A 25,596-nucleotide genomic window follows, 5' to 3' on the forward strand; every position below is an offset into this window, starting at 1 on the left:
GCGGGGGGCCGCCGGCGTGCGCGTACGTCGGCGGCCCTCCGCTCCGGTGCTCGGGCCCCCTGATCGCTCGCCGCTGCGGCTGCCGCGTGCACCGGTCCGGCTACGTGCCCCCACTGGTCCGGCTGCCTATCCCTCACCGGTGCAGCAGCGTGCCCCCCCGGGGCCAGCTGCCCCCCGCGCTCCGGCTACCCGATCCCCTGCCGGTCCGGCAGCAGCGCGAACTCGCGGTCCGCCGCCTCAGGCACCAGCCGCTCCACCGCCTGCTCGAGGAGCGCCCGGTGCCGGACCAGCGGCGCCCTGCGCTCCTCGGGGACGAGCAGCAGCAGGTCGTCGATCCCGGCCAGCATGCGCCGCGTGACCTGCGGATTGCCGGGGGCGAGACCGCGGATCTCGGCGAGCCCGAGGTCGACCAGGTCCGGCCAGCCGGGCACCGGCTGCACCAGGCGTACCGCGCCACGCCGGTCCCGGTGCCGCAGCGCGCCCAGCGGATGGGCGGCCACCGACGCCAGGAACTGCACGATGCGATCCAGGGCCTGCACGGCGGTCGTCGGATCGTTCACGGCCGGGGAGAGCGCCCGCAGCGCGATGTCGGACAGCTGCCGCAGGCCGAACCCCAGATCTTGGTGGAAGGTGCGCTCCACGCCGACGGACACCGTGTACCGCAGCGCGCGGCGGCCGGGCGGTGGCCCGCCGTGCACCGTGAACACCGGGGTTCCCGGCACCACGAAGTCCCCGGTCCTGGGGACCAGCCGCAGCACGGCGCCCTGGCGCCGGGCGGCGCGCACGGCCCGCGCGATGTTCACGTCCCGCAGCACTCCGGCCGGACCCTGATGCGTGATCCGCCCCGTCTCGGGCCCGAGCCGCTCGTCGTCGACCTCGCCCTCCGACGGTTGCTTCACGACCACCCGCAGGGCCTCGCGCGCGATCCGGTCGATCACGAAGCCGACCCGCATCATGCGCAGCGTGCCGTTCACGTAGGCGATGAAGAGAAACAGGCTGAGCAGCACCATCAGGAGCGCGAGCACGCTCTCGATCAACGGCACGTTCGACACGAGCCGCGGGTCCTTCTCGCTGTCGAACGACGTCAGCGTCATCAGCGAGAACAGGAACGTGGCCAGGAAGCCCGCGAGGGTGGCCTTCGTGATCCGGGAGCGTACGTAGAGCCGCACCACCCGCGGGCTGAACTGGCCGCTCGCCATCTGCACGGCCACCAGCGAGATGCTGAACACCACACCGATGAAGGTCATCATCGCCGAGCCGATGGTGCTGATCACGGCCTTGGCGTCCTCGGCGATCTGCATCAGGTCCTGGAGGGCGTCGTAGTCCTCGTTGTCCCGCAGGACCGCCACCAGCTCCGTGTCGACCTCCGCCGCGACCCACCACAGCAGCAGCGAGCCCACGAGCCCCGCCGTCGGCGCGAACCACATCGTGTCCCGCAGATGCTCACGCAGCGGGGACAGCATCCGCGGCCGCCGGACCCGCACGTCACCCAGCGCACCTGTAAGCAAACCGTCACTCATGGTGAAACTCTAGGTGGCGCGGCACCCGATCCGGCGCACCGCGCGGCCACCGGGCGGACAGCGCGGATACGCAGGTGAAAGGCACTCCGAAACCTTGGTATTGTTGTTCTCGTCGCCGCGGGGAACACCCCGGAGCGGCAAACACCTAGTCCGGGTGGCGGAATGGCAGACGCGCTAGCTTGAGGTGCTAGTGCCCTTTATCGGGCGTGGGGGTTCAAGTCCCCCCTCGGACACAAGCAGTACACCATCCGGTGCTGGTCGACTCTCGGCCAGCACCGTTTGTGTTTGGTGGTCGTAGGTGAGGCGGAGCCCGAGCTGGCGGTAGACGTCGGCCTTGTCGCCGGGGTCGGCTTTTTCCAGGATGGTGAGCAGGCCGCCGAGTGCGTCGATCACTTTTTTGATCTCTGTGGGGCTCAGTGGCGGTGGCGGCTGCTGGGTGGAGGCGAGCCGGTCCAGGGTGGTCTGGGCGGCGGTGCGGCGGGTCTGGGTTTCGCGGGTCCAGGTGGCGATGAGGGCGGGGTCGGCTCCGGCTTCCAGGGCGGCGCGGTACTGGGTGAGCTTGCGGTCCAGGGCGGCGATCTCATGGCGGGCGGAGTCGACCTGAAGTGTGTCGGGTGCGGGCTGGGTGTCCGCCAGCGCGGTCAGTGAGGCGGCCAGGTGATCGGGGGCGAAGGCCTGGGCGAGCCAGTGGTCCAGGGGTGGCAGGACGGCGTCCTCGCGTAGCTGCACGTTCACGGGGTGGTCCAGGCGGTTGGCGAGGGCGTACTCGGTGGGGAAACGGCAGCGGTAGTGGGCGCGGTCGTGGGTCCAGTTGCCCTGCATGCGCCGTTCGCACTGGGCGTGGAAGATCCGTCCTTTGAGGGCGTAGGGGTGGCGGGTGCGGACCTCGCGGCCGCTGGAGGCCGGGCCGCGTGAGGCCAGGCGGGCCTGGACCGCATTGAAGACCTCGCCGGTGATCAGCGGCGGGTGGGCGGGGCGCTCGGAGTAGATCCATGCTTCTTTGGGGTTCCAGCGCAGGGCGGTGGTGTGGCCGAGCCCGACATCGTCGACGTCGATGAGGGTTTCTTGCTTGTGCTGGCGGTTCCAGACCTGGTGGCCGGTGTAGCGGGGGTTGGTGAGGATGGCCCGGATGGCGCTTTTGGACCAGGCGGCGCCCGAGCGGTGTGGGTTGCGGCCGGGGTCGGCGGCGGAGGGGCAGGGGATGTTGTCGGCGGTCAGGCGTTGGGCGAGGGCGTAGATGCCGTAGCCGGTGAGGTAGTCGGTGAAGATCCGCTGTACGACGGGGCCGGTGGCCGGGTCGATCTCCAGTTGGTGGGCGCGCTGGCCCTGGGCGGCTTTGGCCGGGTGGGGGTGCGGGCCGACATCCGTCAGTCGGTAGCCGTAGGGCGGGCGGCCGCCGAGGTAGCGGCCCTCCAGGCGGGCCTGGGTGGCCATGGCGGTGCGGACGCGGAGTTTGATGCGGGTGCGTTCGGCCTTGCTCATGCCGCCGAAGACGGACATCACCAGGTCGTGGGCTTCGGATTCGGGGTCGATGGGGCCGCCGACCTCCGGCACCCACAGTTGGACGCCGTAGTGGACGAACAGGGGGTGGGTCAGGCCATACTGGCTGCCGTAGAAGGCGCGCTGCGGCTCGCCGATGACCACCGCCTCGAATCCTCTGTCCGGGTCGGCGAGCGCGGTGAGCAGGGAGGCAGCGCGGGGGCGGCGCTTCCAGGGGATGGAGCGGGACTGGCCGACGTCGAAGTACTCCGCCACCACCGGGCCGTGCGAAGCGGTGAGCGCCGTGGCGCGGGCCAGCTGCCAGGCCCGTGAGGCCTCGGGGTCCTGCTGGTCCTCGGTGGAGACCCTTCCGTAGAAGGCGAAGCGCACCATTACAGGGCCCTCCTCTCGCTGCCGCGCCCGCTCCCGGGGGCTCGGGAGGCGTTAGCGATCAGCCGCCACAGCGCCACTGCGACCGGCGGCGTCAGCACCGGCGGCTGTTCGGGCACGATCACCCTCACTGCCGCCCGGTCGCTTCTCTGTTCAGTTCCAGCGTTGCGCTGCGCCCGGTCCATGGCCAGCCTCCGGCCCCGCAAACTGTGCGGCCCGGAGCGTTCGCGGGGCGCTGCTCGGAATGAGGGCCACACCTAGAGAGGCCGACTTTCGAACCTATTTTCGACAAAGTCGGGCTGCTTTAGTAGCGCGTTAGCCGGGTTTAGTGGTGGGTTAGTCGGGCTTGAAGGCCTGGCGCACAACAAAGGCAACGAGCGTCCCACCATGCCGACTTGGAGCGGACCACCACTCGTCAGCCAACGCGTCGACGAGCAGCAGACCGCGCCCGTGCGCTTCGGTGGCCTCCGGCGAGCGCAGCCGCACGTGCGCGGGACAGCCAGGGTTGTGAACCTCCACGCGCAGTGCCCCTCCCGCCCGGTACCAGTCCACGCGCACCCGCCACGGCCCATCCGCCTGCCCGTACAGGACGGCGTTGGTGACCAGCTCCGAGACCATCAGTACGCAGTCGTCCACGACGGAGTACGCCAGATGGAGAGGCTCAGTGAACGTCCGGAACCAGCGGCGCGCACGGCCCACCGATTCCGGGACGGGATAGAGCACCATCCCGCCAAGCGGTTCGGGCACGTCACTCACGACCGCCACCTCCTCACTGCCGGGGACGGCTCAGTACCGTGGGCCTTGCCGTTCTCGCGGGGCCGTCACCCGTTCGTTCGTCGTGCCGCGAGCATCGCGATCTGCGAAACCTGACGAAAGGCCCGGCTGATTACCCAAGTTGGGTACCATCACGGCACGTGACAGGCGGCGACAGTGAGTCGCCCTCAGTCGTGGGAGCTTGCAATGCCCGAGTCTTCCCGCCCGCAAGAGCTCCCTGCCAGGCTGCTCACGAACCCAGGGATGATCGACGCGTGCCGCATGCGTGACTTCGCGAGGGTCTTCCGACTGGTCAAGGTTCACGCGGGCATCTACCCGTCGATGATCGCCCGCCGTTGCGATCTGACGCCGAGCCGCGTCGGTGAAGTCATGGCTGGGCGCCGCCAGTTGGTTCGCATAGATGTGATTGAGCGGGTCGCGGACGGCCTGCGGATCCCCGGCCACATGCTCGGACTCGCCCGGCGTTCCTGGGAGACGCCCACAGCTCTGGCTGTGACCGAGCACGAATCCGGGAGAAGCGAAGTGCCGCGGCAAGGTGCCGTGTCCGTCGCCCTTCCCGGTTCCGAGGTGGACGGCTTGCTCGCCCTTGCCTCTCAAGCCACCCCAACGCCGTCCACCCTCCAGGCCCTCCGAGCGTCGATCGAGGACTACTGGCGCCGAGATGACCAGCACGGCGGAGAAGCCCTGCGGCCCGCCGTAGTCGGCCAACTGCGTTATGTCGTGGGCCTCCTCGGGGAGAGCCGCACAGAACCCATCCAGCAGGACCTGTACGCGGTCGCGGCGGAACTGGCCCGGCTCACCGGCTGGACACACTTCGATGCCCGCCAGTACAGCCAGGCCCGTACGTACTTCGCCGAAGCCCTTCAGCTGGCCAAGCAGATCGACGACCGGCAGTTCATGGCCAACGTACTCGGGTGCATGAGCCTTCAAGCCACTTACCAGGACAAGCCTGCGGATGCCCTGGCCTACGTCAACGCCGCCCAGGACCAGGTCCAAGCCGCCGCCGGGACGACTCCGCGCGTGCTGTCGATGCTGTCCATGCGGGAGGCCTTCGCCCATGCCACCCTGGGCAACACCACGGCCACGCACGCGGCGATCGCCGAGGCACACCAGCAGTTCGGGCAGATCCAGCGGGGCGACGCCGACCCCGCATGGGTGGCCTACTTCGACGAGCCGAAACTGATCGTGGACACGGGTATCGCCCACGGCCGACTGGGCGAGGCAGCAACCGCCGAGCCGCTGATTGCCGACGCCCTGCGCCGAGAAGGCGGCACCAATCGGCGCGGCCGTGCGTTCCATGCCTTCTGGCTCGCCCGAACCCAACTCCAGCGCGGAAAGCTGGACCAGGCGTGTCAGACGGCGACAGAGGCTCTGGAGAGTGCCTCAGCGGTCGCGTCCCGGCGCGTGACGGGACATCTCAGGGAGTTCTACGACCAGTTGGGCCCACACCAACGGGAACCCGTCGCCGTCGCGTTCGAGGCGCGTCTGCGGGAACTACTCCCGGGGTGAGGCGGCAGGGCCTCAGCGGATTGCCTCGTCCATGAGTAGATACAGCAGGCCGACGAGAGAACCACTGCTCACGATCTCGCGACGGTCGATCATGCCGCGCACATCGGCCAGCGGGATCCACTCGATCCGGTCGGACTCGTTCTTCTCCGTCGGTGGGCCTGCGTACGTCGCACCGTCGGCGCGGAACACGTAATGCTGCGAGTCCGTGATCCCATTCGCGGGCTCGGCGTAGATCAGAGGCTTCAGCGGCCCCGGGCGCCAGCCCGTCTCCTCCAGCACCTCTCGCGCCGCTGCCTGTTCAGGAGTCTCCCCCTCCTCGATCAGGCCCATGGGCAGCTCCCACGCCCACGCGTCCGTGATGAACCGGTGCCGCCACATCATCAGCACCTCACGGCGATCATTGACCACGGCGGCCACAGCCAGATGCCGCAGGCGCACCACGTGATGCTCCCACCGGCGCCCGTCAGGCTGTTGGACATCCACCAGGCACAAGTTCACCCACTGGTTCGTGTAGATCTGCCGCTCACCATGGGTCTTCCACTCCATGAACGCCGCCCCTTTCGCCTGCTGGGCTCAGCATCGCAGACAAGCCGAGAAGCCGAGCGTGTAGCACTATGTGCTGCATCGCCACCCTCCGCAGTGGCCGGCACTGTCGACTCGCCCGCCCCGGCCCACAACTCGTCGCTACCGCTCCAGCGGTATGAGTTGCAGGAAACGCAGGTAGGGACTCAAGGCACCCCTGCCAGCGACAAGGTCCGTAATAGGGGCTTCCTCTCTAGAGGGCGAGGGGAACGGTAGGCGGATTGGAGCTAGGCTGGGCAGCCCAATAGGAAGTGGGAACGCCTGGTCAGCGCACTGGCGTAGTGGGTCAGACCCTCCTCGGACACCAGCTGGGACCCCTGTTCATCAGGGGTCTTTTGCGTTTCTGGGGTCCGGCGTGACCAAGCCCGTGACCAGTCGTCCAGAGAGAGACGGTGCTGGGGTGCACCCCGGGACCGGTCCCGGGGGTGTGGGGACAGAGTGGGGCGGTGGCTTGGGAGGCAAGGGGGCGCCGGATGGTGGTGGTCGCTCGGGGGGCGGGGCGGATGCCGGTTGTGGTTGTGCTGGCCGTGGGTGGGGTGTTTTTGCAGGCCGTGGGGCATGGCTGGGCTGCCGTGGGGGTTCTGGATCTGGTGGACGAGCGGCTCGCGCACGGGCGGGACGTGCCCGGGGCCGACCTGGTGCGGGGGTTCATGCGCGCCTGGATCGGGGTGGCGGGCGGGATGTTCCTCATCGGGGTCTGCGCGCTGATGCGGTTCGCGTGGGCGCGGATCGCCGTCGTCGTGGTGGAGTGCGTGCTCGGGCTGATGTTTCTGGTTCCCCTGGGGTATCTGGTGCTGCTCGCGCCGCTTCTGGGGGCGGATCTGCTCGCGGACGTTCTCGGGTTCTCGGCGTGGAACGTCACCGCCCTCGTCCTCGGGCTGGTGCTCGCCGTGGCCATCGGGCGGGCGATGTTCTCCGCGGCGGCGCTCGCCTGGTTCACGCGCTGATCGGCCCGCACACGGCACCGGCGTCAGGCGGTGCCCGCCAGCATCTCCGCCACCGCGATGCCCGACACCCGCGTCGCCCCGTGCGTGACCAGGTGCACGGCGCCGAGCGTGCCGCCGGTGGGGACGCCCATCTCCACGACCAGGGCGTCGGGGCGGGCGCGCAGCAGGCGGGACAGGGTCTCCGACATCCAGCGGTGGCGGGCGGCGTCGCGTACGACGACCACCAGGGCGCGGCCCTTCGCCGGGGTCAGGGCCACGCGGTCCAGGACGTCGACGGCGCCGTCGCCGTCGAGCTCGGGCTCGGTGAGGCGTACGGACGTCGTGTCGGGGCGCAGATCGCGCAGGGGGCCCGCGACGCCCCAGGGGGTGCCGCCGTCGACGGCCGGGTTCATGACGGGGGAGAGCTCCACCACATGGGGGGACACGAGGAGCGGGAGGGCGCCTTCCACGGCCGGGTGCCGGTGTACGCGGACCGCGCGCCGTGCCGCCACCAGGCCGATGTCGGTGCCCGTCCCCACGCGTGCCACGGCGCGGGACCGCTCGCCCGACCACGCCGCGAACTCCCTGACGCGCGTGCTCGCCTCGGTGAGGCGCTCCTCCGGCAGCGTGCCGTCGAGCACCGCCTTCACCAGGGCGCCCGCGAGCAGTTCGACGGTCGACTGCTCGGCGCTCTCGCCGCCCACGCACACCGCGTCCACGCCGCCCGCGACCGCGCGCACCGTCGCCCCGTCGATGCCGTACCGGTCGGTGACCGCGCCCATCTCGATGCCGTCGGTGACCACCATCCCGTCGAAGCCGAGCTCGCCGCGGAGCAGGTCGTTCAGGACGCGCGGGCTGAGCGTCGCGGGCAGCGTCGGATCGTACGCGGGGACCAGCAGGTGCGCCGTCATGACGGCGCGTACGCCCGACTCCGTCGCCGCGATGAACGGGGGCAGGGCGGTGCGCGCGATCTCCGCGGCGCTGCCCGAGACCTTCGGGAGCCCGAAGTGCGGGTCCACGGAGGTGTCGCCGTGGCCCGGGAAGTGCTTGGCGCAGGCCGCCACGCCGGCGGACTGCAGGCCGCGGATCCAGGCCGCGGTGTGGCGCGCGACGACGTCGGTGCGGGCGCCGAAGGAGCGTACGCCGATGACCGGGTTCAGCGGGTTGGAGTTCACGTCGGCGCTCGGCGCGTAGTTCAGCGAGACGCCCGCGGCGTGCAGTTCGCGCCCGATGTCGTGGGCCACGCGCTCGGTGAGGTCGACGTCGTCGACGGCGCCGAGGGCGAGGTTGCCGGGGCGGGACGCGCCCGTCCACGCCTCCATGCGCGTGACGTCGCCCGCCTCCTCGTCGATGGCGACGATCAGGTCGGGGTTCTCGGCGCGCAGCGAGGCGGTGAGCGTGGCCACCTGCTCCGGGTCGACGATGTTCCGGCTGAAGAGGACCACGGCGCCGAGCCCGTCGGCGATCCGGCGGCGCAGCCAGTCGGGGGCCTCGGTGGTGCCCTCGAATCCCGGCTGCAGAACCGAGTTGGCGAGCCGCTCGAACCGCGAGTGACTGCTCGACATCATGCCGGGACCTCCGGGGTGAGGGTGGGGTCGGCGACGCGCTGGGCTGACCGCGGCGACTTGGTACAGGCCAATCGGATGTTGGCTCAGACCAAATAACACTGTCAAGGCATGCGAACCCGCAGGAAACGGAGGGTGAATCGGCAGAAGGGGTCGGTGCGTTCCCGCCCGGCACCGACGCCAGCACCGGCACCGACGCCAGCACCGGCACTGGCACCGGCACTGCCCCGGCCCCGACCCCGGCCACGCGCCAAGTCGTTGGTGAGGCCATCTTGATGGACGCCCGCACGCGCGATGGAATGCCAGGGTCAGGGCCCGAGCGGAGGAGGTACACCGTGCGTCGGTACGAACTCGTCGGCAGGCGGGACATCAGGCTGGTCAGCGACGTCCCGGTGCCCGAGCCGGGCGCGGGGCAGGTCCTGGTGCGGGTGCGGGCGTGCAGCGTCTGCAACCGCAGCGACCTCGCGTACTACCACTACTACGGACTCCGGGAGCACTGCGCGACCGGCTGCTACGGCCATGAGATCGCCGGGCTCGTCGAGGCGGTCGGGCCCGGCGTGACCCGGGTCGTGCCGGGGCAGCGCGTCTTCGTGCGGACGCCACTGACGTCCGGGTACGCCGAATTCGCCCTGGCGCGCGAGATAGCCGTCGGCGCGCTGCCCGACTCCGTGCCCTTCGAGCAGGGCTCGATGCTCCAGCTGCTGCCCCTTGCGGTGCACGCCACGCGCGGCGTCGGTCTCGGCGACCGGGTCGCGATCGTCGGGCAGGGGCCCGTCGGCCAGATGGCGCTGCGGATGGCCCGGCAGCGCGGCGCCGCCCACGTCACGGCGGTCGACCTGGACGACTGGCGCCTGGAGCGCTCCACGCGCGCGGGCGCCGACGCGGTGCGCCGCGTCGACGGGAGCGCGGCCGGTCTCGTTGCCCTCAAAGACGAATTCGGCGCCGACGGCGAGGAGTTCGACGTCGCCATCGACGCCGTCGGCACGCCCACCACCCTCAATGCCTGCGTCGGCCTCGTCCGCCAGAACGGCCTCGTCGTGATGCTCGGCACCCACCACGTGGACACCCACGTCACCGTCGACCTCGTCACCTGGGAGCGCAAGGGCCTGCGCGTGCACAGCTCCGCCGAACCGGTGGACACCGCGCGCGCCGCCGCCCTCGCCGTCGCCGAGCGCATCGCCCACCGCCGCACCGCCAGCCTGCGCCTGCCCGACCTGCACACCCATACGTACGCGCTGGAAGAACTCCCCAAGGCCATGGAGCAGTTGTCCGCCAGTCGCGCCCTCCATCCGGACGCCGAACGCGCCCCGTACGACGGGCCGCCGCCCGAGACCCTGAAGGTCGTCATCGTCCCGTGACGGCGATCGGACCTTCCTCCACGCGGGCGGCCGGACGGTGAAGTGGGGCATCGCCGGATACGGCGACGTCGTCGAGCGCCGCGTACTGCCCGCGCTGCGGGCCCTCGGCGAGGAGCCGGCGTACCTGTGGGGGCGCGACGCGGACCGGGCGGCGGCCGTCGCCCTGCGCCACGGCGTGCCCGCGTCCGGGAGCGACGAGGGCGCCCTGTGCGGCGACGGGATCGACGCGGTGTACGTGGCCACGCCCGTCGTACGCCATGTCCCGCTGGCGCGGCGGGCGTTGGCGGCGGGCCTGCCGGTGCTCGTCGAGAAGCCGCTCGCCGGAGCGCTCAGCCAGGACCTGGGCCAGGGCCTGGGGCAGGACCAGGGTCAGGACCCCGGCCAGGACCTGAGTCAGGGCCAGGGTCAGAACCCCGGCCAGGACCTGAGTCAGGACCTGGACGTCGCGGCGCCGCCCCGCGCCGGTGTCGCGTACTACCGCAGGCTCGCCCCCGCCGTACGCCGTCTGCGCGCGGAGCTCGAAGGGTGGCCGCCCCGGCACGTGGAGGTGCGGTTCCGCTGCGCCTTCGACCCGGGGCCCGGGCACCCCATGCGGTGGCGCACCGACCCCGCCGTGTCGGGCGGCGGCGTGCTCGCGGACGCGGGGAGCCACCGGATCGACCTGCTCGTTGCCCTGTTCGGCCGCCCGGCCGAGGTCCGGGGGCGGCTCGGCCGCCGCTTCCCGCAGGGTGCCGAACGGCGTGCCGAGGTGGAGCTGCGGTGGGCGTCCGGGCTGCGGGCGCACGTCCTGGCGGAGTGGAGCGACGAGCCGCCCGTGGACCGGTTCGAGGTCACCGGCGACGGCCGGAGCCTCACGCTCGACCCGCTCGACACCGGCCGCCTGCGCATCCAGGGGCCGGGCGGCGCGCGGACGGTGACGCTGCCGCCCGCCGCGAACCCGCACGAGCCGCTGATCGCCGACTTCGTCCGGGCCGTCGCCCTTGGGCGGCCCCCGGTGTGTCCGGTGGCGGACGCGCGCGTCGTCGACGAGATCATCGCCGCCGCGGGCCGGTAGGCCCCGCAGCCACCTCCCAGCCAGGTCCCGTCAGGCCCCGTCGTCCGCCGACCACGGTCGAGTCCAGCGCGGGTCCGGCGTGTCCGACCGGCGGATGAAACGCGCGTCGATGGAGAGCCGCATCGCGTCCGTCGTCGCGTCCAGGGAGGCGTGGATGACGCTCGGCACGTGCACCATGAGGTCGCCCGCGGCGAAGTCCGCGTACAGCCAGCGGCGGCCCAGGCTGCGCGCGGTGAACTCCAGGTCGTGGCAGATCTGGCGGCGGTCGCCGGGGCGGTCCGTGGTGTCGCGCAGCGGCTCGTAGGCCTCGGGCGGCAGCGTGTGCGAGTCCTCCAGATAGACCAGGGCGCCCGACGGGGGCGGGCAGTCGCCGACCGGGATCCACATCGTCACGACCCGGTCCGAGCCCAGGTCCATGTAGTCGAAGTCGACGTGGGCGCGCGACGCGCGGCGCGTACCGCGGTGGAAGTGGCGCAGGATGCGGCGCGGCAGCATCCGGGCCTTGCCGTCGAGCAGGTCGGCGGCGAGGTCGGCGAGCCGCGGGTCGTCGAGGAAGCGGTCGAAGGCGCCGGAGCGGACGAAGGTGTGCGCGGGGTGCCCGGCCACGCCGTGCTCCGGCAGGCCCTCCGGCACCCGGCCGGAGAACACCCCGTCCCGCGCGTCGGTGCCGGGCGCCAGATAGCCGGGCGGGAGCAGCGAGAAGTACGCGGCGCGCAGCCGCAGCACGTCCTCCCGGTCGAGGAAGCCCGGCAGATACAGATAGCCGTCCTCGGCGAGCCGCGCGCGCAGGGCGGCGGGGTCCCGCCGAGGGGCGGCGCCCGTGGCGCGCAGCGGACCGAAGAGCTCCGGTGAAAAGGGTATGGGTATGCCGTTCGACGAGAGATGCATGAGGGTTCCTTAAGCCGTACGACTCGATGCCTAGGTGATCGCCTGAGTGAGTGCTGGCCTGAGTGATCGTCAGTACACGCCCTCGACGGCCTCGTCGGCGCCCGCCAGGCCCTCGTGGAAGGTCCGGACGGCCGCCACGCCGTCCCAGGGGAACCACGGGTGCGGTCCGGTCCTGATCGCGCTGTCCCGTTCGAGGAGGTTCGGCAGGAAGAGGTCTTCGAGGAGGGTGGTGACCCGCACCCGGCCGCGCTCGCCGACGCCGACCTCGCGCCAGGGGTCCACCGGGTCGACGACCTGGAGGACCGCGAACGGCGGCGGCAGGTGGTACGTGTGCCCGGTGCCCTCCGGCAGCGCGGCCACGCCCGGCACCGCGTCGGCCTGCAGGGCGTGCCCCGCCAGCGTGTTGCCGTACGTGTCGATCCACTGCACGCCGTCCAGGTGCTCCTGGCGCAGGAACGCGGCCTCGGCGGCGCTGCACGTGGTGCCGCCGGTGCACACCGCGCGGATGCCGTACGTGTGCAGCGGGCGCGGCAGCCGCATGGCGAGTTCGAGGAGCAGCCGCGAGGTGGTGAAGAGCAGCGCGGGCCGCTCCGCGGTCAGCAGCGTCAGGGTCTGCTCCACCAGGTGCGAGGTGTACGCGTCCGCCTCGCCGCCCGCGCGCAGCGCCGCCTTCACCCAGCGCGGGTCGAAGTCGATGGCGAACACCGCACCGCGCCAGCTGTCCGCGAGCCCCTCCACGAAGTGCCCGTACGCGTGCGGGCCGCTCGGCGTCATCGCGAGCACGTCGCCGCCCGCGACGCCGCGCGCCTCGAGGACGGTACGGTAGATCTCCACGTCGTACGCGAGGCGCGTGACGTTCACGATCCGGCAGGGCGCGCCCGTGGTGCCGCCGGTCTCGAACACGCGGAACGGGCGGTCGTGATAGCCGCGCGGGCGCAGGTCGAGAGCGCTTGCCGCGCGCAGCTCGGCCTTGTCGAACAGGCCGAACTGCTCCAGGTCCGCGAAGCCCTCGACGTCCGTCAGCGGGTCGAAGGCGAGCCGGTCGCGGCGGCCGAGCCAGAACGGCGAGCCCGTCTCGGGCGCGAAGTGCCAGCGCATCATGCGCCGCGTCCACGCGTCGAGGTCCACGGCGAGCTCGGGCACGCGGGTGCGCAGCGTGTCGTACAGGGTGTCGAAGGTGACCTGCGCGTCGTGGTCGCGGGCCGCGGTCGTCATGGGCCTCCTCCTGGGGTCGCTGGTGGCCGGTGGACGAAGAGGGCGCCGTCGGCGAGGGCGCGGGCGGCGTCCGGGGTGGCGGCGAGCACGGCGGCGAACGGGAAGGGCACCTCGTGCCCGACGAGCGGATGCCGCACGTCGGCGGCCGTGAACGTGCCGTCGAGCAGGGCCAGTTGAGGGCGTACGAACACATCGCCCCGCGCGCTCCGGACGACCGTCGGTTCACGGGTGAGCAGCCGGTCGTCCGGGCGCAGGCGCGTGTGCACGGAGGCGGCGGCGCGCTCGGCCGCGCCCGGCTCGCGGAAGGCGGTGAGCGGCCAGTCGGGGGCGGCCGGGTCGGGGGCGGGGCCCGGGTGCAGCGCGTCGAGCGCGGCGGCCAGGGCCTTCGCGACCGGCTCCGCGTCCGCGCCCGCGTCCGGGCGGCCCTGGCAGACGACCGTGCGTACGTTGCTGCAGAACCGGCCCGAGTCGGCGGCGACCAGCGGCAGCAGCCACGCCACCGCGTCGTCGACCGGCAGGCCCGGCGGCAGCAGCGCGCAGGCGCGGCCAGGACCGTGCAGGGTGAGCGTCGGCGCGGCGCGCACGGAGGCGGCGAGCCCGGCGCCGCCGTACACCACGTGCCGGTCGGTGAGCTTCACCAGGCCGTGCAGGACGCGCTGTTCGGTGGGGTAGAGGCCGAGGCGGGCCGGGGGCCAGCCGACGGCGAGCAGGGCCGCGACGAGCCGGGCGGCCGACAGCGGCTCGCGGCGGCTGGGCCGCACCCACACGGCGGCCGACCGCTCCGCCTGGTCGAGCACCGAGTCGAGGCAGGTGAACGTGTTGCCGGGCAGCGACACCAGGGCGAGCGCGTCGTCGGGCACGGACACGATGCGGCCCGCCGCCCCCTCGTGCAGCAGCGCGCACCAGCGGTCGACCAGCGGCGGTGGCAGGCCGGCGCTCTCCCACAGCGCGGTGCGGAACTCCGCCGCGCTCTGCGGGCCGACGCCGCCCACGGTGACGGTGCCGCGCGCGAACAACTCCAGGGCGGCCAGGACGAGTGCGCGCCGCTCGGTGAGCGGCGGCAGGTCCGCGCGGACGCCGTCCCACCAGCGGCGGTCGGCGTGCGCGACGATCTCCGGGACGAGGGCGAGGCGCCGCCCGCCACCGCCGGGCAGCGGCGCCGTGTCGAGTGACCCCTGCCAGGTGCCCCGGCGGAAGGCGGAGACGGTCGGGCCCCGGTCCGGTGGCGCGCCGTCGGGTGTGCCGGTCATGAGAGCTCGGCGCGCAGGGCCGCGACCACGCGCAGCTGCTCGGCCCGGGTGAGTGACGGATACAGGGGCAGGGCGATGTGGTGGCGGGCGAACCAGCGGGCCTGCTTGTACGGGCCGTCCGGGTCGGCGGTCGACGGGTCGGTGACGGATGGGTCGGTGGCGGATGGGTCGACGGTGGACGGGTCGGGGGTGCGCCGGTTGTGGGTGTTCCGGTCGGACCGCGTGAAGTACGGCTGGTCGCACAGGAGGTGGTCGTACACCTCGCCCGCGAGCGCGACCCCGTGCCGTTCCCGCAGCCGTTTCTTCAGGAGCGCACGGTCGACGGGCCCGTCCAGATAGGCCAGGTACTTGTAGTAGTTGCTGCGGGCGTCGGCGGGCACCGCGTGGGGGCGCAGGCCCGGCAGGTCGTCGAGCAGTTCGTCGTAGCCGTGGGCGAGGTCGCGGCGCGCCGCGAGGGTGCGGCCGAAGCGCTCCAGGTCCACCGAGCCGACGGCGGCGTGGAGTTCGCTCAGGCGCCAGTTGCCGCCGGGCCGGTCGTGCAGCGTGGAGCCCTGCGCGCTCTTGCCGTGGTCGCGCCAGCGCCGCACCTGCTCGGCGTCGTCGGCGCCGGCGCAGGTGACAAGCCCGCCCTCGCCGCTGACGGCGACCTTCGTGGGGAAGAAGGAGAAGGCCCCGAACCGGCCGAAGGCGCCCGCGAAGCGGCCGTTGAGGGTCGCGCCCAGGGCGTGCGCGGCGTCCTCCACGACCGGGATGCCGCGCTCCGCGCACAGCGCGACGACCTCGTCGAGCAGCGGCGACACGATGCCGCCGATGTGCACGGGAAGCACCGCGGCCGTGTCCGGGTGCCGGTCGAGCGCGGCGCGCAGGGCGTCGGGGTCCATGCCGAGCCCGTCGAGCTCGATGTCCACGAACCGCACGCCCGCCCCGGCCCGCACCGCGGCGGCCGCCGTCGCGAAGAACGTGTTGACGGGCACGAGCACGGTACGGCCCGCCACGCCGATGACGCGCAGGGCGATCTCCAGGGCCGCCGCACCGGACGCGACGGCCACGCCCTCCGTGCCCGTCCAGGCCCGCGAGAGCTCCTCGAACCGGGCCAGCTCGGGCCCCTGCGTGAGGTGCCCCGAGGCGAGCGCGGCGTCGACCCGGTCCAGGACGGCGCGCCGGTCGGAGACGTCGAAGTGGATGCGCTGGGCGGGCACGTCACCCGGGGCGGCGGCGGGCCCCGCGAGGGTCCGGCGGAAGAAGTCGACCGCGTGCCCGACGTGCGTGCCGTGGCCCATGGGCAGTTCGTGGACCTCCAGCGGGTCCCCGGCCTCGTCGTACGCGGCGTAGGCGCGGCGGACGGCGTCGGCGGCGGCGCGGGCGTCGGCCGGTTCCAGGTAGGAGTCGGCGGTGCCGTACTGCAGCTGGAGCGGTGCCGGGGCGAGCGCGGCGTACAGGTCGGGCAGGTCGGCGTACTCCAGGATGCCGGGGAGGACCGCCCCTTCGTGGCCGGTCAACAGGCGGGCGTACAGGGCCGGATAGCTGCCCAGGTGGCTGGCCGCGCACACCGGCAGCGGGCGCGGCCCGAGGAGCGCCGTGTGCAGGGCGACCGCCGCGCCCAGGCTGTGCCCGAACAGGCCCACGCGCTCCGGATCGACCAGCGGATGGCCGGTGAGCACGTCCAGGGCGCCGAGGGTGTCGCCGACGAGGGCGCCGAGCAGGGACCGCCCCGTCAGCGCGAACGCGTGCGCGAGCAGGGTGCCTTCGTCGCGCCCGGCCCGGCGCGCCTCGTCGAGACCGCCGCCGATGCCGTGCTCGAACGACAGCGTGACGAACCCGGCCCGCGCCAGGTGCTCCGCGACGTTGCGGTCGGGGAAGTCCGGCGGGGTCTCGCCGGTGAGCTGTTCCATCCGGGCGTTCTTGCCGCCGAAGACCAGGACGGCGGGGCCGGGGCGGGCGGCGTCCTGGGGCGCGAGCAGCGTGCCGTGGAACTCTCCGCGCACCGGCGAGACGAGGGTCAGGCGGTCGCGCCGCAGGCCGTCGGCGGTCGTGGTGGCGGCGACGGTGACGTCGAGCGGGGTGTGGTCCACGCGGGCCAGGCGGGCCACGGTCGCGCGGAGTCTGCGGGACCAGGTGGTGGGGTCGGGGGTGGACGGGGTGAAGCGGAGCGTCGGCTCGGTGGCGAGCAGACGGCGGGCGTGGGTGGTCTGCATGCGGGTGGTGCTCGCTCCTGTGGGTGCGGGTGGGTGGTCCTCGCGGTGCGCCCCAGACCCCGCTCCTCAAACGCCGGAGGGGCTATAACTACTAGCCCGTCCGGCGTTTGAGGACGAGCGCGCAGCGCGGAGAGAAGGGGGCCTGGGGGCGGAGCCCCCAGTGGAGGGTGGGCGGGTGGGGAAGGACCGTCAGACGAAGTCGGCGTGCAGGGTGTGCGGCACCTCGACCGCGTACGCGGAAAGCGCCTCGTCCAGCTGGATCTGCCCCCGCTGAAGGAGTTCGAGCAGCTCGTTCTGCGGCCGGTAGAAGCACGACTTGCACAGGTCGGTCCGGCGCGGGTTGGACGCCTCCCACTCCGCGCGCGGTCCGCCTTCGAGGACCGTCGGATAGCCGAGGTCGACGACGTCACCGATGCGGTAGCGGCTGTTGAGGTGCACCTGCGGGCAGGGGTAGAGATGACCGTCCGCGCCGACCGCCGTCACGAAGCGGCTGTAGTGGCAGCGCTCGAAGTCGCCCTCGACCTCCTCGACCTGGTCCATCGGGCCGCGGTCCAGCTTCGGCACCGACACCTCGAAGGCCTCCGTGGACATGGCGGCCGCCTCGACCAGGGAGTCCGAGATCTCCGCCATGACGGTCTCGATGGTCTCGTGCCCCATCGCGCTGTAGAACTCCGGCTCGAACCGGACGTAGTGCGCCCCGGACGCGTGGGCGATGCGGGCCGCCTCGACGATCTCGCGGTAGTTCTGCATCGTGATCACATAGTTGAAGCCGATGCGGAAGTCCGGCGCGACGGCGTTCTCGCGCAGGCGGCTGACGTTGTCGATGAACTTCGAGAACGTCTGCTCGCGGTCGCGCGTGATGTCGTTGAACGTGGCCTCCGTGCCCGCGTTCATGCCGACCCGCACCCAGGTGTGGGTGTTGATGACGGTGTCGGCGATCTTCGGGCGGCCGAGCCGGGAGCCGTTGGTGATCAGGCCGATGTGCAGGCCCACGCCGTGCCCGGCGTTGCAGATGTCCGCGTACCCGGGATGGATGGTGCACTCGCCGCTGCCGCAGAAGGTCACGGCGCGGCCGTCGTTCTCCGCGAACTCCTTGAGGAGGGTGATCGCCTTGTCGGTGGTGAGGGAGTCCTTGAACGAGAACAGGTCGTAGAACTGCTCCTCGTTCGGCGAATGGAAGTTGCAGAAATTGCAACGCATATTGCAGGCGCCCATGATGCCGATCCGCATGTGCACCGGTTTGATCTCCTGGCCCTCGACGAATCGCCGGAGCAGATCACCGTGGGCCAGGACTTTTTGCGGGGAGTGCGCTTGATCGAGGCTCACGTCGGGGAGACCCTCGCGGTTCCGCGGCGCGGCCATTCCAATATCGCGGGCAGCTTCGGTGTTGTTCACGAACCCCTCCACGCGCATTTTCGGCAGCGTTTTGCGTCGTCGATAGCGTTGGCCGAGCGACCTTTGCGACGGTAGGAGAGCGCTTCCTGAGGTGTCAACGGGTCTAGACAACCAGGAAGTTGAGTAAACATCTATCGCGCCATGGGTTCCGGCCAAATGTTCCCGGCAGATGTATTCGTCACATGCCAGTGGCCCGAAGCGCTGGTGAGGGCCGCGTCAGGGGCAGCGGTGCCGGAAGGTCTTCTCGAAGGTCCGGTACGTCTGCGCCGACCCGCCGCCCGCCGGGGCCGGGTACTCGATGACCGGTATCGGCTTGCACACCGGCCACTGGTTGGTGCCGTCGGTGTCGGACGACTTCTCGAAGCCGTACGTGCCGGCGGCGCCCCGCAGGCAGCCGATGCAGCGCGTGCTCCTGTCGGTGTCGACGATGCTCGCGTCGATGAGTGTGTTGTACACGTCGTCCTTGTTGGGCGTGTTCTCCGGCGCCGGGGTCCGGTCGTCGCCGCCCGCGCCCTCGTTTGCTTCGGAGTACGAGCGGTCGAAGGCGTTGGAGAGCAGGGTGAACGCGTCGTGGTACATGATCGCGTAGCCGTCGTCGAGCGGCTTCTCGCCGAGGCCGAAGCGCTTGTCGAGGCGGTCGAAGACCTCCCGGAAGGCGCCGAGCCCCTCGGGCGCCCCCTTCTTCTGCTGCCACCAGACCGGCGTGACGGAGGACGCGGCCACGATCGTCGTCTTCGTCTCGCGCAGCATCCGCGTGAGTTCGGCGGTGGTGAGCGTGGGTTCCAGACCGATGCCGACTTTCAGGATGCGCACGGGACTGCTGCGGTCGCAGGAGGGCTCCTGTGACAGGCGTTTCACGAGTGCCGGGAGATCCTGGTCGCGGCCCGCGAAGAACACCGTGTCCGAGTCGGTCACGCAGATCTTCTGCGCGGCGGACTGGAATCGCTGCGGGATACCGGCGGCGGGCCCCGTCGAACCGAGGAACGACGCCGACCGCTTGCGCAGCCCGTACTTCTTGCCGAATTTCTCCTCCAGGAGCCGGTGGAGATTGCGGGAGTACACGTCGTCGGGGCGGCTGTCGAAGACGAGGAACCCCTTTTCCTCGCCCGGGTTCTTCTTCAGGTAGTGACCGAGCGAGTCCGCGAACATCTCGTTGTTCGGCGAGGTCTTGAAGAAGTACGGGGCGTTCATGTCGGCGGACGTGATGACGGGGCCGACGGTGGCGATGCGGTGCCGGCTCAGCGCGTTCACGGCGCTGCGGGTCTCGGGCGTGCTGCTCGGCAGGCCCATCACTCCGACGAGCGGCGACTGCCGGTCGTCCACCATGCCGGCCAGGTCGTCGACGACCGGCTCCCACTGGCCGAGGTCCTTGCCGTCGGGCGCCATGAGCAGCTGGTAGTGCGGGCCACTGCCGCTGTTGGCGCGCAGCTGGGCGGCGTGCGCGCCCGCGAGGGCCCGGCGGATCATCGCCTCCGTCATCGCGCTCGAATCGTCCGACGTGAACGGCATCATCAGCGCGATCCGGCCGTACGGCATGGGCGCCTGGCCCTTCCGCGGCTCCTCCCAGTCGCTCTTGACGCGGGCGTTCTCGTCGGCGACGGCCTCGATCAGGCCCTTGAGGTCGGCATCCCCGCTGAACGCGCTCTCAGTGACGCCCACGCACTCCCCGCCGTGCTTCTCCAGGCCGCCCGCGCAGTCCTCGGGGCGCAGCGTCAGATAGAGGACCACGCCCACGGCGATCAGGATCAGCGGTACGAGGACGGCCACGGCCTTGTCGAGGGGACCGAAGCCGTTGCGGCGGCTCAGCAGACGCATGCTTCCTCACAGTTCGGGCAGCGGGAGGGGACGCTTGGCACGGGCGGCGGCCGGCCAGGTGCGGGCGGCCTGGCTCAGGACGGCGCGCCACGTCTGGTGCCGCAGCGACAGGAAGGCCAGCTCGGCCCCTATGTCGTCGCACAGGTCGGCCTCCGGCTCCGCGAGCGCGTCGGAGAGGTACCACAGGCCGTGCAGCAGCCTGTTGATGCAGCGGTCGATGTCGTCGATGTCCTGGTAGCGGTCGTCGTGGGCGCCCGCGGCCACCGCCGCGCGGTCGTCGTCCCAGTCCGCCGCCGGCGGCGCCGGTGCCGTGGCCGCGTACCGCAGACAGGTCAGCCAGCGCAGCGCGCTCGGCCGGTCCTGCTCCGACAGGAACTCCTCGGACAGGGCGGCCACCACGGTCTTCGCGTCACCGGACGCCAGCGTGTGCCGCAGCGCGTCGGCCTCGCTGTCCTCGCCGCGCGTGGTGTGGTGGCGGCGCAGGAAGCCGTGGATCTCCTGCCAGCCGCGGCGCGAGTCGGTGCCCTGGGAGGTGCGGCGCGCCTCGTGCACGAGCAGGGTGTGCAGGAGCGGGTCGGCGGCCAGCGGGCGGTCCTGGGGCGTGTCCCGCTGCCAGTGCTCGGCCTCCAGGTAGTCGGCGGCGGCGTTGGCCGGGAGCTGCTCGGGGCCCTCCAGGCGCAGATGGGCGGCCAGGGCCTGCGCGGCCGTGCTGTCCCGGGCGAGGGAGAGCGGCACCAGGCGGGCGCGCTGCTGCGGCGACGGGAGCAGCCGCTCCAGGATCACCTCGGTGACGGGGCGGTCGTCCTCGGTGGTCAGATCGAGCAGCCGGCGCGGCCCGAGGGGCGTCGCCCCCGCGTCCTGCCGCCGGGCCGCGGCGTGTTCGAGGACGGCGTCGCACAGCACCCGGCTGGCCAGCGGATGCCCACCGGTCAGGGTGTGCAGGGCGGACGCCAGATACGGGTGCAGCGGCGCGGACGCGGCGTCCAGCATCAGGAGCACGTCGTCGCGGCTGAGCGGCGTGAGCGGGACGACGAGCAGCCCCGCGGACGGCGCGTGCCCGGTGCGCCGCCAGTGGGACGACGTCACCAGGTCCGGCAGTTCGCGGTGGGCGGCCTCGGTGGCGTCCCGCGGCGCGTCGCCGAGCCGGGTCGCGACGACGACGAGCGGGTCGTGGCGGTCGGATCCGGGCCGGGCGCGGTACTCCAGGACCAGGTCGAGCAGGCGGGCACCGGCGGGGGAGTGCGTGTTGTCGAGCAGGGCGAGGGGCCGCGGGTCGCGGTTCAGGCGCTGCCACTTGCTGCGGGCGGCGGTGACGTCCTCCAGGAAGGCGTAGACGAGGGTCCGCTCGGCGGCGCCCCGGTAGTCGCCGCCGCGGTGGAACCACTCGGCGAGGCGGGCGAGGCCGTCGTGGCCCTGCGGGCCAACCGGCGCCGCGGCGGCGGCCTCGGGGCTCTCGGCGTACCGGTCCTGGTACCACTGGCGCAGCGGGGCGGCGCCGCGGGCGCGCGTGTACCGCTCGAAGTACTCGGCGAGCACGGCGTGGACGACGGCGTGCGCGTCGTGGCGTGCCCCCGCATGCGCTCCGCCGTCGAGACGCGCCCGCACCCGGGCGTCCCACCGCTGTCCGACGGCCGCCTCCGAGCCGGACTCCAGATGGCAGGCGATCAGGAGCCGGGCGATGCGCGCGGTGGCGCGGGCCCGCTCCTCGGGGCTGCCGCCGGGCCCGGCGTACCCGCCGAAGACGGCGGTCAGGCCCGGCAGGAGCAGCGGGAAGCGCCTGCTCAGATCGGGTGCGAGGGAGCGCACGAGCTCGGCGAGGAGCTCGACGACGAGCGCGGACGCGGCGGTGTCGACCAGGGCGAGCGGAAGGCGGCCGGAGTAGTGCTGCTCCAGGGCCTTCAGGACGGCGGTGCGGCCGAGGCCGTGCCTTCCGGTCAGCAGGACCAGCGGGAGGTCCTTGTCGTACTCCCAGGACACACGGGTGCGTTCGGCATAGGCGAGGCCGGTGAGGCGGGGGACGAGGGAGTGCAGGAGCGGGTCGCGTGCGTACAGCCGAGGCGTTTCGGATGTGTGCATCTCGCCGGATTCCGCTCCCGTCCTACGCCGCCTGCCGGTTTGGGCGCCCGCCCTCCTGTTCTTGCCGGTGTCAACTGGTCCGTTTCTTGCCGGTGTCAACTGCCGTGAGGGTGAACGAAGTTACACCCCTCACTATCCCCTGGCCAGGGCTTTCATGGCAGTCGAACGGGCATATTACGGCGGATTGGTGCCGCGGTGCGGTGTGCGACCTGCGCGGCGGCGGAGGCAGGGCCGTGGCCGGTTCATTACGGGCGCACGGGCTCAGTGGCGGGGGCGCACCGTCAGCTCCACGCCGGTGGGCGGCGCCCCGCTGACCTCGCCCGGGTAGTCGAGGCGCACCCGGCGCAGGGAGCGCAGGCCCGCCAGATGCACCAGGTCGACGGTGTCGAACTGCATCAGATGGATCTCTTCGAGCCCGGGCAGGCGCCGGGCTATGCGCCGTAGTGACACCGTTGCGCCGGTGCGCGAGCGGACTTCGAGGCGCGTCAGCTGAGGGATGCGCGCGCCCGGCGGGAACAGCATCATGCTCAGCTGCTCGTGCGAGAGCCGCAGCGTGCGCAGCGCGGGCAGGTCGGCCAGCAGGGCGTCCCAGTCGTCGGGCCGCAGCCGGTCGCTCGCGTTGTGCAGGCGCAGCTCCCGCAGTTCGGTCAGGGCCGTGATGGCGGCGAGCTCCACGGCGTCCGGCGGCAGCGCGAGCAGCCGCAGCGCGCCGGGCCGCGGCAGGTCGCGCAGGCCGCGCCAGGGCACCGCGGCGCCGAGCAGCAGCGAGTCGAGGCGCGGGCAGGCGGAGAGCCGGGCGAGGGGCTCCAGCTGGGGCAGGTCGGCGAGGGTGAGCCGGCGAAGCAGGGGAAGCCGGGTCAGGGGCGCGGTGTCGCTGATGGCCCGGCAGCCGTGCAGGGCGAGCGCCTCCAGGCCGGCGAACGCGGACAGGAAGCCGAGTCCGGTGAGCCGCATGTTGCCGCGCAGGCGCAGCTCGCGCAGCCCCTCGGGGTCCAGGGCGCCGACGATGTCCATCTCCGTGAAGTCGCCCTGGAGCACGACGCGTTCGTACCCGGACATGCTGCTCAGCGCCTTCAGCTCGGCCGCCGAGCGCACGGTGACGGCCTCGCCCGCGCCCGACGCCAGGAGCGGCTTGATGATCTCCTCGGCGTACTCGTCGGTGTCGAACCGGTCCCAGTGGGCGAGGAGCTGCGCCCGCACCGCGGGCTGCCGCGTCGTGCGGAAGTCGCGCAGGCGCGCGAGGGCCGCGTCGCCGCCGATGCGGCAGATCGCGTGCACGGTCGTCACCTCGCCGTCGCCGGTGAGGCTTTCGGCGTCGGGCAGCAGGCCGAGCAGCAGCGTGCCGGTCTCGGCCAGGGCCCGCGCCTCCCGCATGCTGCGCGGCGGGAGCAGCTGCGCGGCCCGCTCCTCGACGGTCGCGCGGACGTCCGGGTCGAGCCGGGTCGCCTGGTCGAGCGAGGCGAGGGCGAGCAGCCTGAGGCGGGTGCGCACGGTCTCGTCCTCCTCGCGGTCGGCCCGGCCGGTGAGGCGGGTCAGGAGGTCGGCGCGCTCGTCGGGCCGCGCCTGGGCGACGGCCATCTGCAGCACGTCCTCCCACTGGTCGAGGTGCGCGTGCCCGACGAGCGCCCCGACGTCGTGGTCCTCGAGAGCCGCCTTCGCGCCGAGGAAGTCCTGGAAGGTGCGGTGGATGAAGTCGACGGCACCCTCGAACGGCTCCCGCAGGATGCCCGAGCGGTCCAGGAGGAGCCGCAGCACGTCCTCCGCGGACCCGGCCCGCTCCAGCTGCGGCACCGAAGGGCGCAGGCGGTCCACGAGGTCGACGGCGTGCTGCCGCTCCAGGCGGGTGCGTTCGTTGCGGATCAGCCAGTAGGCGAGCCGCTTCAGGGGCTCCGTCGCCGACTTCTGGTCGAGCTTCGGCGGGCGTCTGCCGTACAGGTCGCGCTCGCGGTCGCGGCGCTCCAGGAGCATCGAGAGCGCCGCCTCGTACAGCGCGACCCTGCCCTGCGGCAGAAAGCCACGGCGCTCCCGGTGCAGCGCGCAGATCAGCGCGCACAGCAGCGGGTTGGTGGCGAGACGGCTCAGCTCGGGGCTCGCGCGCAGCGACCGCATCAGGGTGGCGCCGAGCTCGTCGTCCGCGCTCGCCGCCTCGTGCCAGCGCTGGATGAACCGGCGTACGTCGCCCGGCCGCATCGGCGTCAGCGTGAACTCGCGGAAGCCCTCGCGGCCCAGCCAGTCCCGGGGCAGCGCGGAGGGCCGGGTGGTGACGAGCCACAGGTTGCCCGGGAAGGCGGCCCGCAGCTTGGCGAGCCAGGTCCGCGCCCGCGGCCGCTCCGCCTCCGGGATCTCGTCGACGCCGTCGATCAGGAGCATGCCGCGCCCGGCCTGGAGGACCCGCACCGCCCACCCCTTGGGCTCGGTGCCCGTGAGCGGGCAGCCGATCCACTCCAGGAACCCGTCGGGCATGGGCAGTTCGGTGTCGTCGCGGGCCAGCGTGCGCAGCGGAAGCACGAACGGCACCCGCCCGAGGAGCTGCGGCAGATGGCCCGGCACCCGGTCCTGCTGGGCGGTGATGAGCGCGAGCCACTGCACGAGCGTCGTCTTGCCGGTCCCGGCGACACCGCGCAGCAGGACCCGGTCGTGCCCGGCGAGGGCCGCCTCGACGGGCCCCGCCGTGCGCTCCGACTCGGGGTCCGGCTCGACACCGCGCCCGTCGGCGTCGCCGTTGCCGGACCCGGGCACGGGCTCCGCCGGGTCGCGCGCGGGCACCGCCTCCAGGCTCAGGTAGGCGGTCTCCAGGGGCCAGGCCTGGCTCTGCGCGTCGTGCAGGTCGACGCCGTGGATGGTCAGGGTGCTGTGCTGGCTCACCACGTACCCGGCGTAGCGGCGCTCGAACTCGGTGTCCTCGGTGAGCGTCGCCGGCAGCCGTTCGAGCAGCACGCGCAGCTGCTCCTGCTGCTCGCTCAGGCCCCGGCGCAGCTCGATCTGCGTGCGCGCCTCGAAGCCGGGGCGCTTGCTCAACTCGTGGATCAGATGCAGGCAGGCGCTGACGAGCAGCCGGTCGTGCAGGTGCGCGGCCTGGGTGCTGAGCAGGGCGCGCGTCTCCGGCGGGCTGGCCCGGACCAGGGCCTGGGCGAGCTTCTCGGGGCCGAGGTCGAAGGCCTGGACGTCGTCCACGGCGAGGTCGCCAAGGGCGCGCAGGGTGTGGCCGAGCGCGTAGCCGACGGCGTTCTGCTCGTCCGGAGCGACCGGCGGGTCGTGCGGGCCCGCGGCGCGCACGGCGCGGCGCACCAGCTCCCGCGCGAGCTGATAGAGGTCGGCCTCACTGAGCGTGCGCTGGTCCCCGGCGAAGGACAGCAGCCGCCGCAGGCGCACGGGCCGTTCGCCGAACTCCGCGCCCGGTCCGGCCTTCGGCGGCAGCAGCAGCCGTTTGACGAGCGGCACCATCACCGACGCCGCGATCCGCAACCCCACCGTTCCGGCGTCCACCCGAGCCCCCATCCGTGAACGGAACGCACTAGGGAACCTTAGACGCTGAAAGGTCCGGGGCGCAGGGGGTCGTGAGCTGCGGCTCCCGGTGCGCGGAGCGGGGCCGGGCGCGCGCCCGG

General features: G+C 72.6%; 17 protein-coding genes, 1 tRNA gene and 1 pseudogene. 6 read left to right on the forward strand and 13 right to left on the reverse strand.

Going from position 1 to position 25,596, the window contains the following annotated elements:
• Positions 1 to 185: 185 nt before the first annotated feature.
• Entirely contained in the window at positions 186 to 1,520 is a 1,335-nt protein-coding gene (locus ACFWZ5_RS23065; RefSeq protein WP_384806927.1) for a DUF2254 domain-containing protein, read from the reverse strand.
• Between the two features lie 148 nt (positions 1,521 to 1,668).
• On the opposite strand from ACFWZ5_RS23065, the gene ACFWZ5_RS23070 reads away from it, so the two are divergent.
• A tRNA-Leu gene (locus ACFWZ5_RS23070) sits at positions 1,669 to 1,753 on the forward strand.
• Positions 1,754 to 1,805: 52 nt separating this feature from the next.
• Positions 1,806 to 2,168, forward strand: a complete 363-nt coding sequence (locus ACFWZ5_RS23075) for a hypothetical protein (protein ID WP_384891236.1) — start codon at positions 1,806 to 1,808, stop codon at positions 2,166 to 2,168.
• Positions 2,169 to 2,489: 321 nt separating this feature from the next.
• Here ACFWZ5_RS23075 and ACFWZ5_RS23080 read toward each other — a convergent pair.
• Positions 2,490 to 3,392 (reverse strand): annotated as a pseudogene (locus ACFWZ5_RS23080) (recombinase family protein); the annotation flags it as partial.
• 333 nt (positions 3,393 to 3,725) lie between these two features.
• On the reverse strand, positions 3,726 to 4,115 hold the full coding sequence (locus tag ACFWZ5_RS23085) for an ATP-binding protein (protein ID WP_384801879.1): 390 nt from the start codon (positions 4,113 to 4,115) through the stop codon (positions 3,726 to 3,728).
• A 234-nt stretch (positions 4,116 to 4,349) separates the two neighbouring features.
• Between ACFWZ5_RS23085 and ACFWZ5_RS23090 the strand changes: the two genes are divergently transcribed.
• A complete protein-coding gene (locus ACFWZ5_RS23090; RefSeq protein WP_384801874.1) occupies positions 4,350 to 5,672 on the forward strand; it encodes a helix-turn-helix domain-containing protein in 1,323 nt (440 codons plus the stop codon).
• 12 nt (positions 5,673 to 5,684) lie between these two features.
• Here the strand turns inward: ACFWZ5_RS23090 and ACFWZ5_RS23095 are convergent, their stop codons facing one another.
• Entirely contained in the window at positions 5,685 to 6,218 is a 534-nt protein-coding gene (locus ACFWZ5_RS23095) for an NUDIX hydrolase (protein ID WP_384801871.1), read from the reverse strand.
• 509 nt (positions 6,219 to 6,727) lie between these two features.
• Between ACFWZ5_RS23095 and ACFWZ5_RS23100 the strand changes: the two genes are divergently transcribed.
• The gene (locus tag ACFWZ5_RS23100; protein WP_384801868.1) at positions 6,728 to 7,201 is read left to right on the forward strand and encodes a hypothetical protein; all 474 of its coding nucleotides are present in this window, start codon (positions 6,728 to 6,730) and stop codon (positions 7,199 to 7,201) included.
• Positions 7,202 to 7,224: 23 nt separating this feature from the next.
• Here the strand turns inward: ACFWZ5_RS23100 and ACFWZ5_RS23105 are convergent, their stop codons facing one another.
• On the reverse strand, positions 7,225 to 8,748 hold the full coding sequence (locus ACFWZ5_RS23105; protein ID WP_384801865.1) for a glycoside hydrolase family 3 protein: 1,524 nt from the start codon (positions 8,746 to 8,748) through the stop codon (positions 7,225 to 7,227).
• 332 nt (positions 8,749 to 9,080) lie between these two features.
• On the opposite strand from ACFWZ5_RS23105, the gene ACFWZ5_RS23110 reads away from it, so the two are divergent.
• Positions 9,081 to 10,103 carry a zinc-binding dehydrogenase gene (locus tag ACFWZ5_RS23110; protein ID WP_384801862.1) on the forward strand — a complete coding sequence of 341 codons (1,023 nt, stop codon included), beginning with the start codon at positions 9,081 to 9,083 and terminating at the stop codon, positions 10,101 to 10,103.
• A gap of 37 nt (positions 10,104 to 10,140) precedes the next feature.
• The gene (locus ACFWZ5_RS23115) at positions 10,141 to 11,157 is read left to right on the forward strand and encodes a Gfo/Idh/MocA family protein (protein ID WP_384801859.1); all 1,017 of its coding nucleotides are present in this window, start codon (positions 10,141 to 10,143) and stop codon (positions 11,155 to 11,157) included.
• Positions 11,158 to 11,187: 30 nt separating this feature from the next.
• On the opposite strand, the gene ACFWZ5_RS23120 is transcribed toward ACFWZ5_RS23115, so the two are convergent.
• From ACFWZ5_RS23120 to ACFWZ5_RS23155, 8 genes are all read right to left on the reverse strand, one after another.
• The gene (locus tag ACFWZ5_RS23120; RefSeq protein WP_384801856.1) at positions 11,188 to 12,045 is read right to left on the reverse strand and encodes a phytanoyl-CoA dioxygenase family protein; all 858 of its coding nucleotides are present in this window, start codon (positions 12,043 to 12,045) and stop codon (positions 11,188 to 11,190) included.
• A gap of 69 nt (positions 12,046 to 12,114) precedes the next feature.
• A complete protein-coding gene (locus ACFWZ5_RS23125; protein ID WP_384801853.1) occupies positions 12,115 to 13,260 on the reverse strand; it encodes a hypothetical protein in 1,146 nt (381 codons plus the stop codon).
• Positions 13,257 to 14,510, reverse strand: coding sequence for a hypothetical protein (locus ACFWZ5_RS23130; RefSeq protein ID WP_384801850.1), 1,254 nt, complete (start codon positions 14,508 to 14,510; stop codon positions 13,257 to 13,259). Before ACFWZ5_RS23130 ends, ACFWZ5_RS23125 begins: the two co-directional genes overlap by 4 nt.
• Positions 14,507 to 16,705, reverse strand: coding sequence for a DegT/DnrJ/EryC1/StrS family aminotransferase (locus ACFWZ5_RS23135; protein ID WP_384801847.1), 2,199 nt, complete (start codon positions 16,703 to 16,705; stop codon positions 14,507 to 14,509). Before ACFWZ5_RS23135 ends, ACFWZ5_RS23130 begins: the two co-directional genes overlap by 4 nt.
• A gap of 189 nt (positions 16,706 to 16,894) precedes the next feature.
• Positions 16,895 to 18,100 carry a radical SAM protein gene (locus tag ACFWZ5_RS23140; protein ID WP_384891240.1) on the reverse strand — a complete coding sequence of 402 codons (1,206 nt, stop codon included), beginning with the start codon at positions 18,098 to 18,100 and terminating at the stop codon, positions 16,895 to 16,897.
• Between the two features lie 216 nt (positions 18,101 to 18,316).
• A complete protein-coding gene (locus ACFWZ5_RS23145) occupies positions 18,317 to 19,915 on the reverse strand; it encodes a hypothetical protein (RefSeq protein ID WP_384796500.1) in 1,599 nt (532 codons plus the stop codon).
• A 6-nt stretch (positions 19,916 to 19,921) separates the two neighbouring features.
• A complete protein-coding gene (locus ACFWZ5_RS23150) occupies positions 19,922 to 21,991 on the reverse strand; it encodes an ATP-binding protein (protein ID WP_384796502.1) in 2,070 nt (689 codons plus the stop codon).
• A 261-nt stretch (positions 21,992 to 22,252) separates the two neighbouring features.
• A complete protein-coding gene (locus ACFWZ5_RS23155; protein ID WP_384891242.1) occupies positions 22,253 to 25,489 on the reverse strand; it encodes an NACHT domain-containing protein in 3,237 nt (1,078 codons plus the stop codon).
• Between the last annotated feature and the right edge of the window lie 107 nt (positions 25,490 to 25,596).

This window comes from Streptomyces sp. NPDC059003 (assembly GCF_042740445.1).
Lineage (GTDB): Bacteria > Actinomycetota > Actinomycetes > Streptomycetales > Streptomycetaceae > Streptomyces.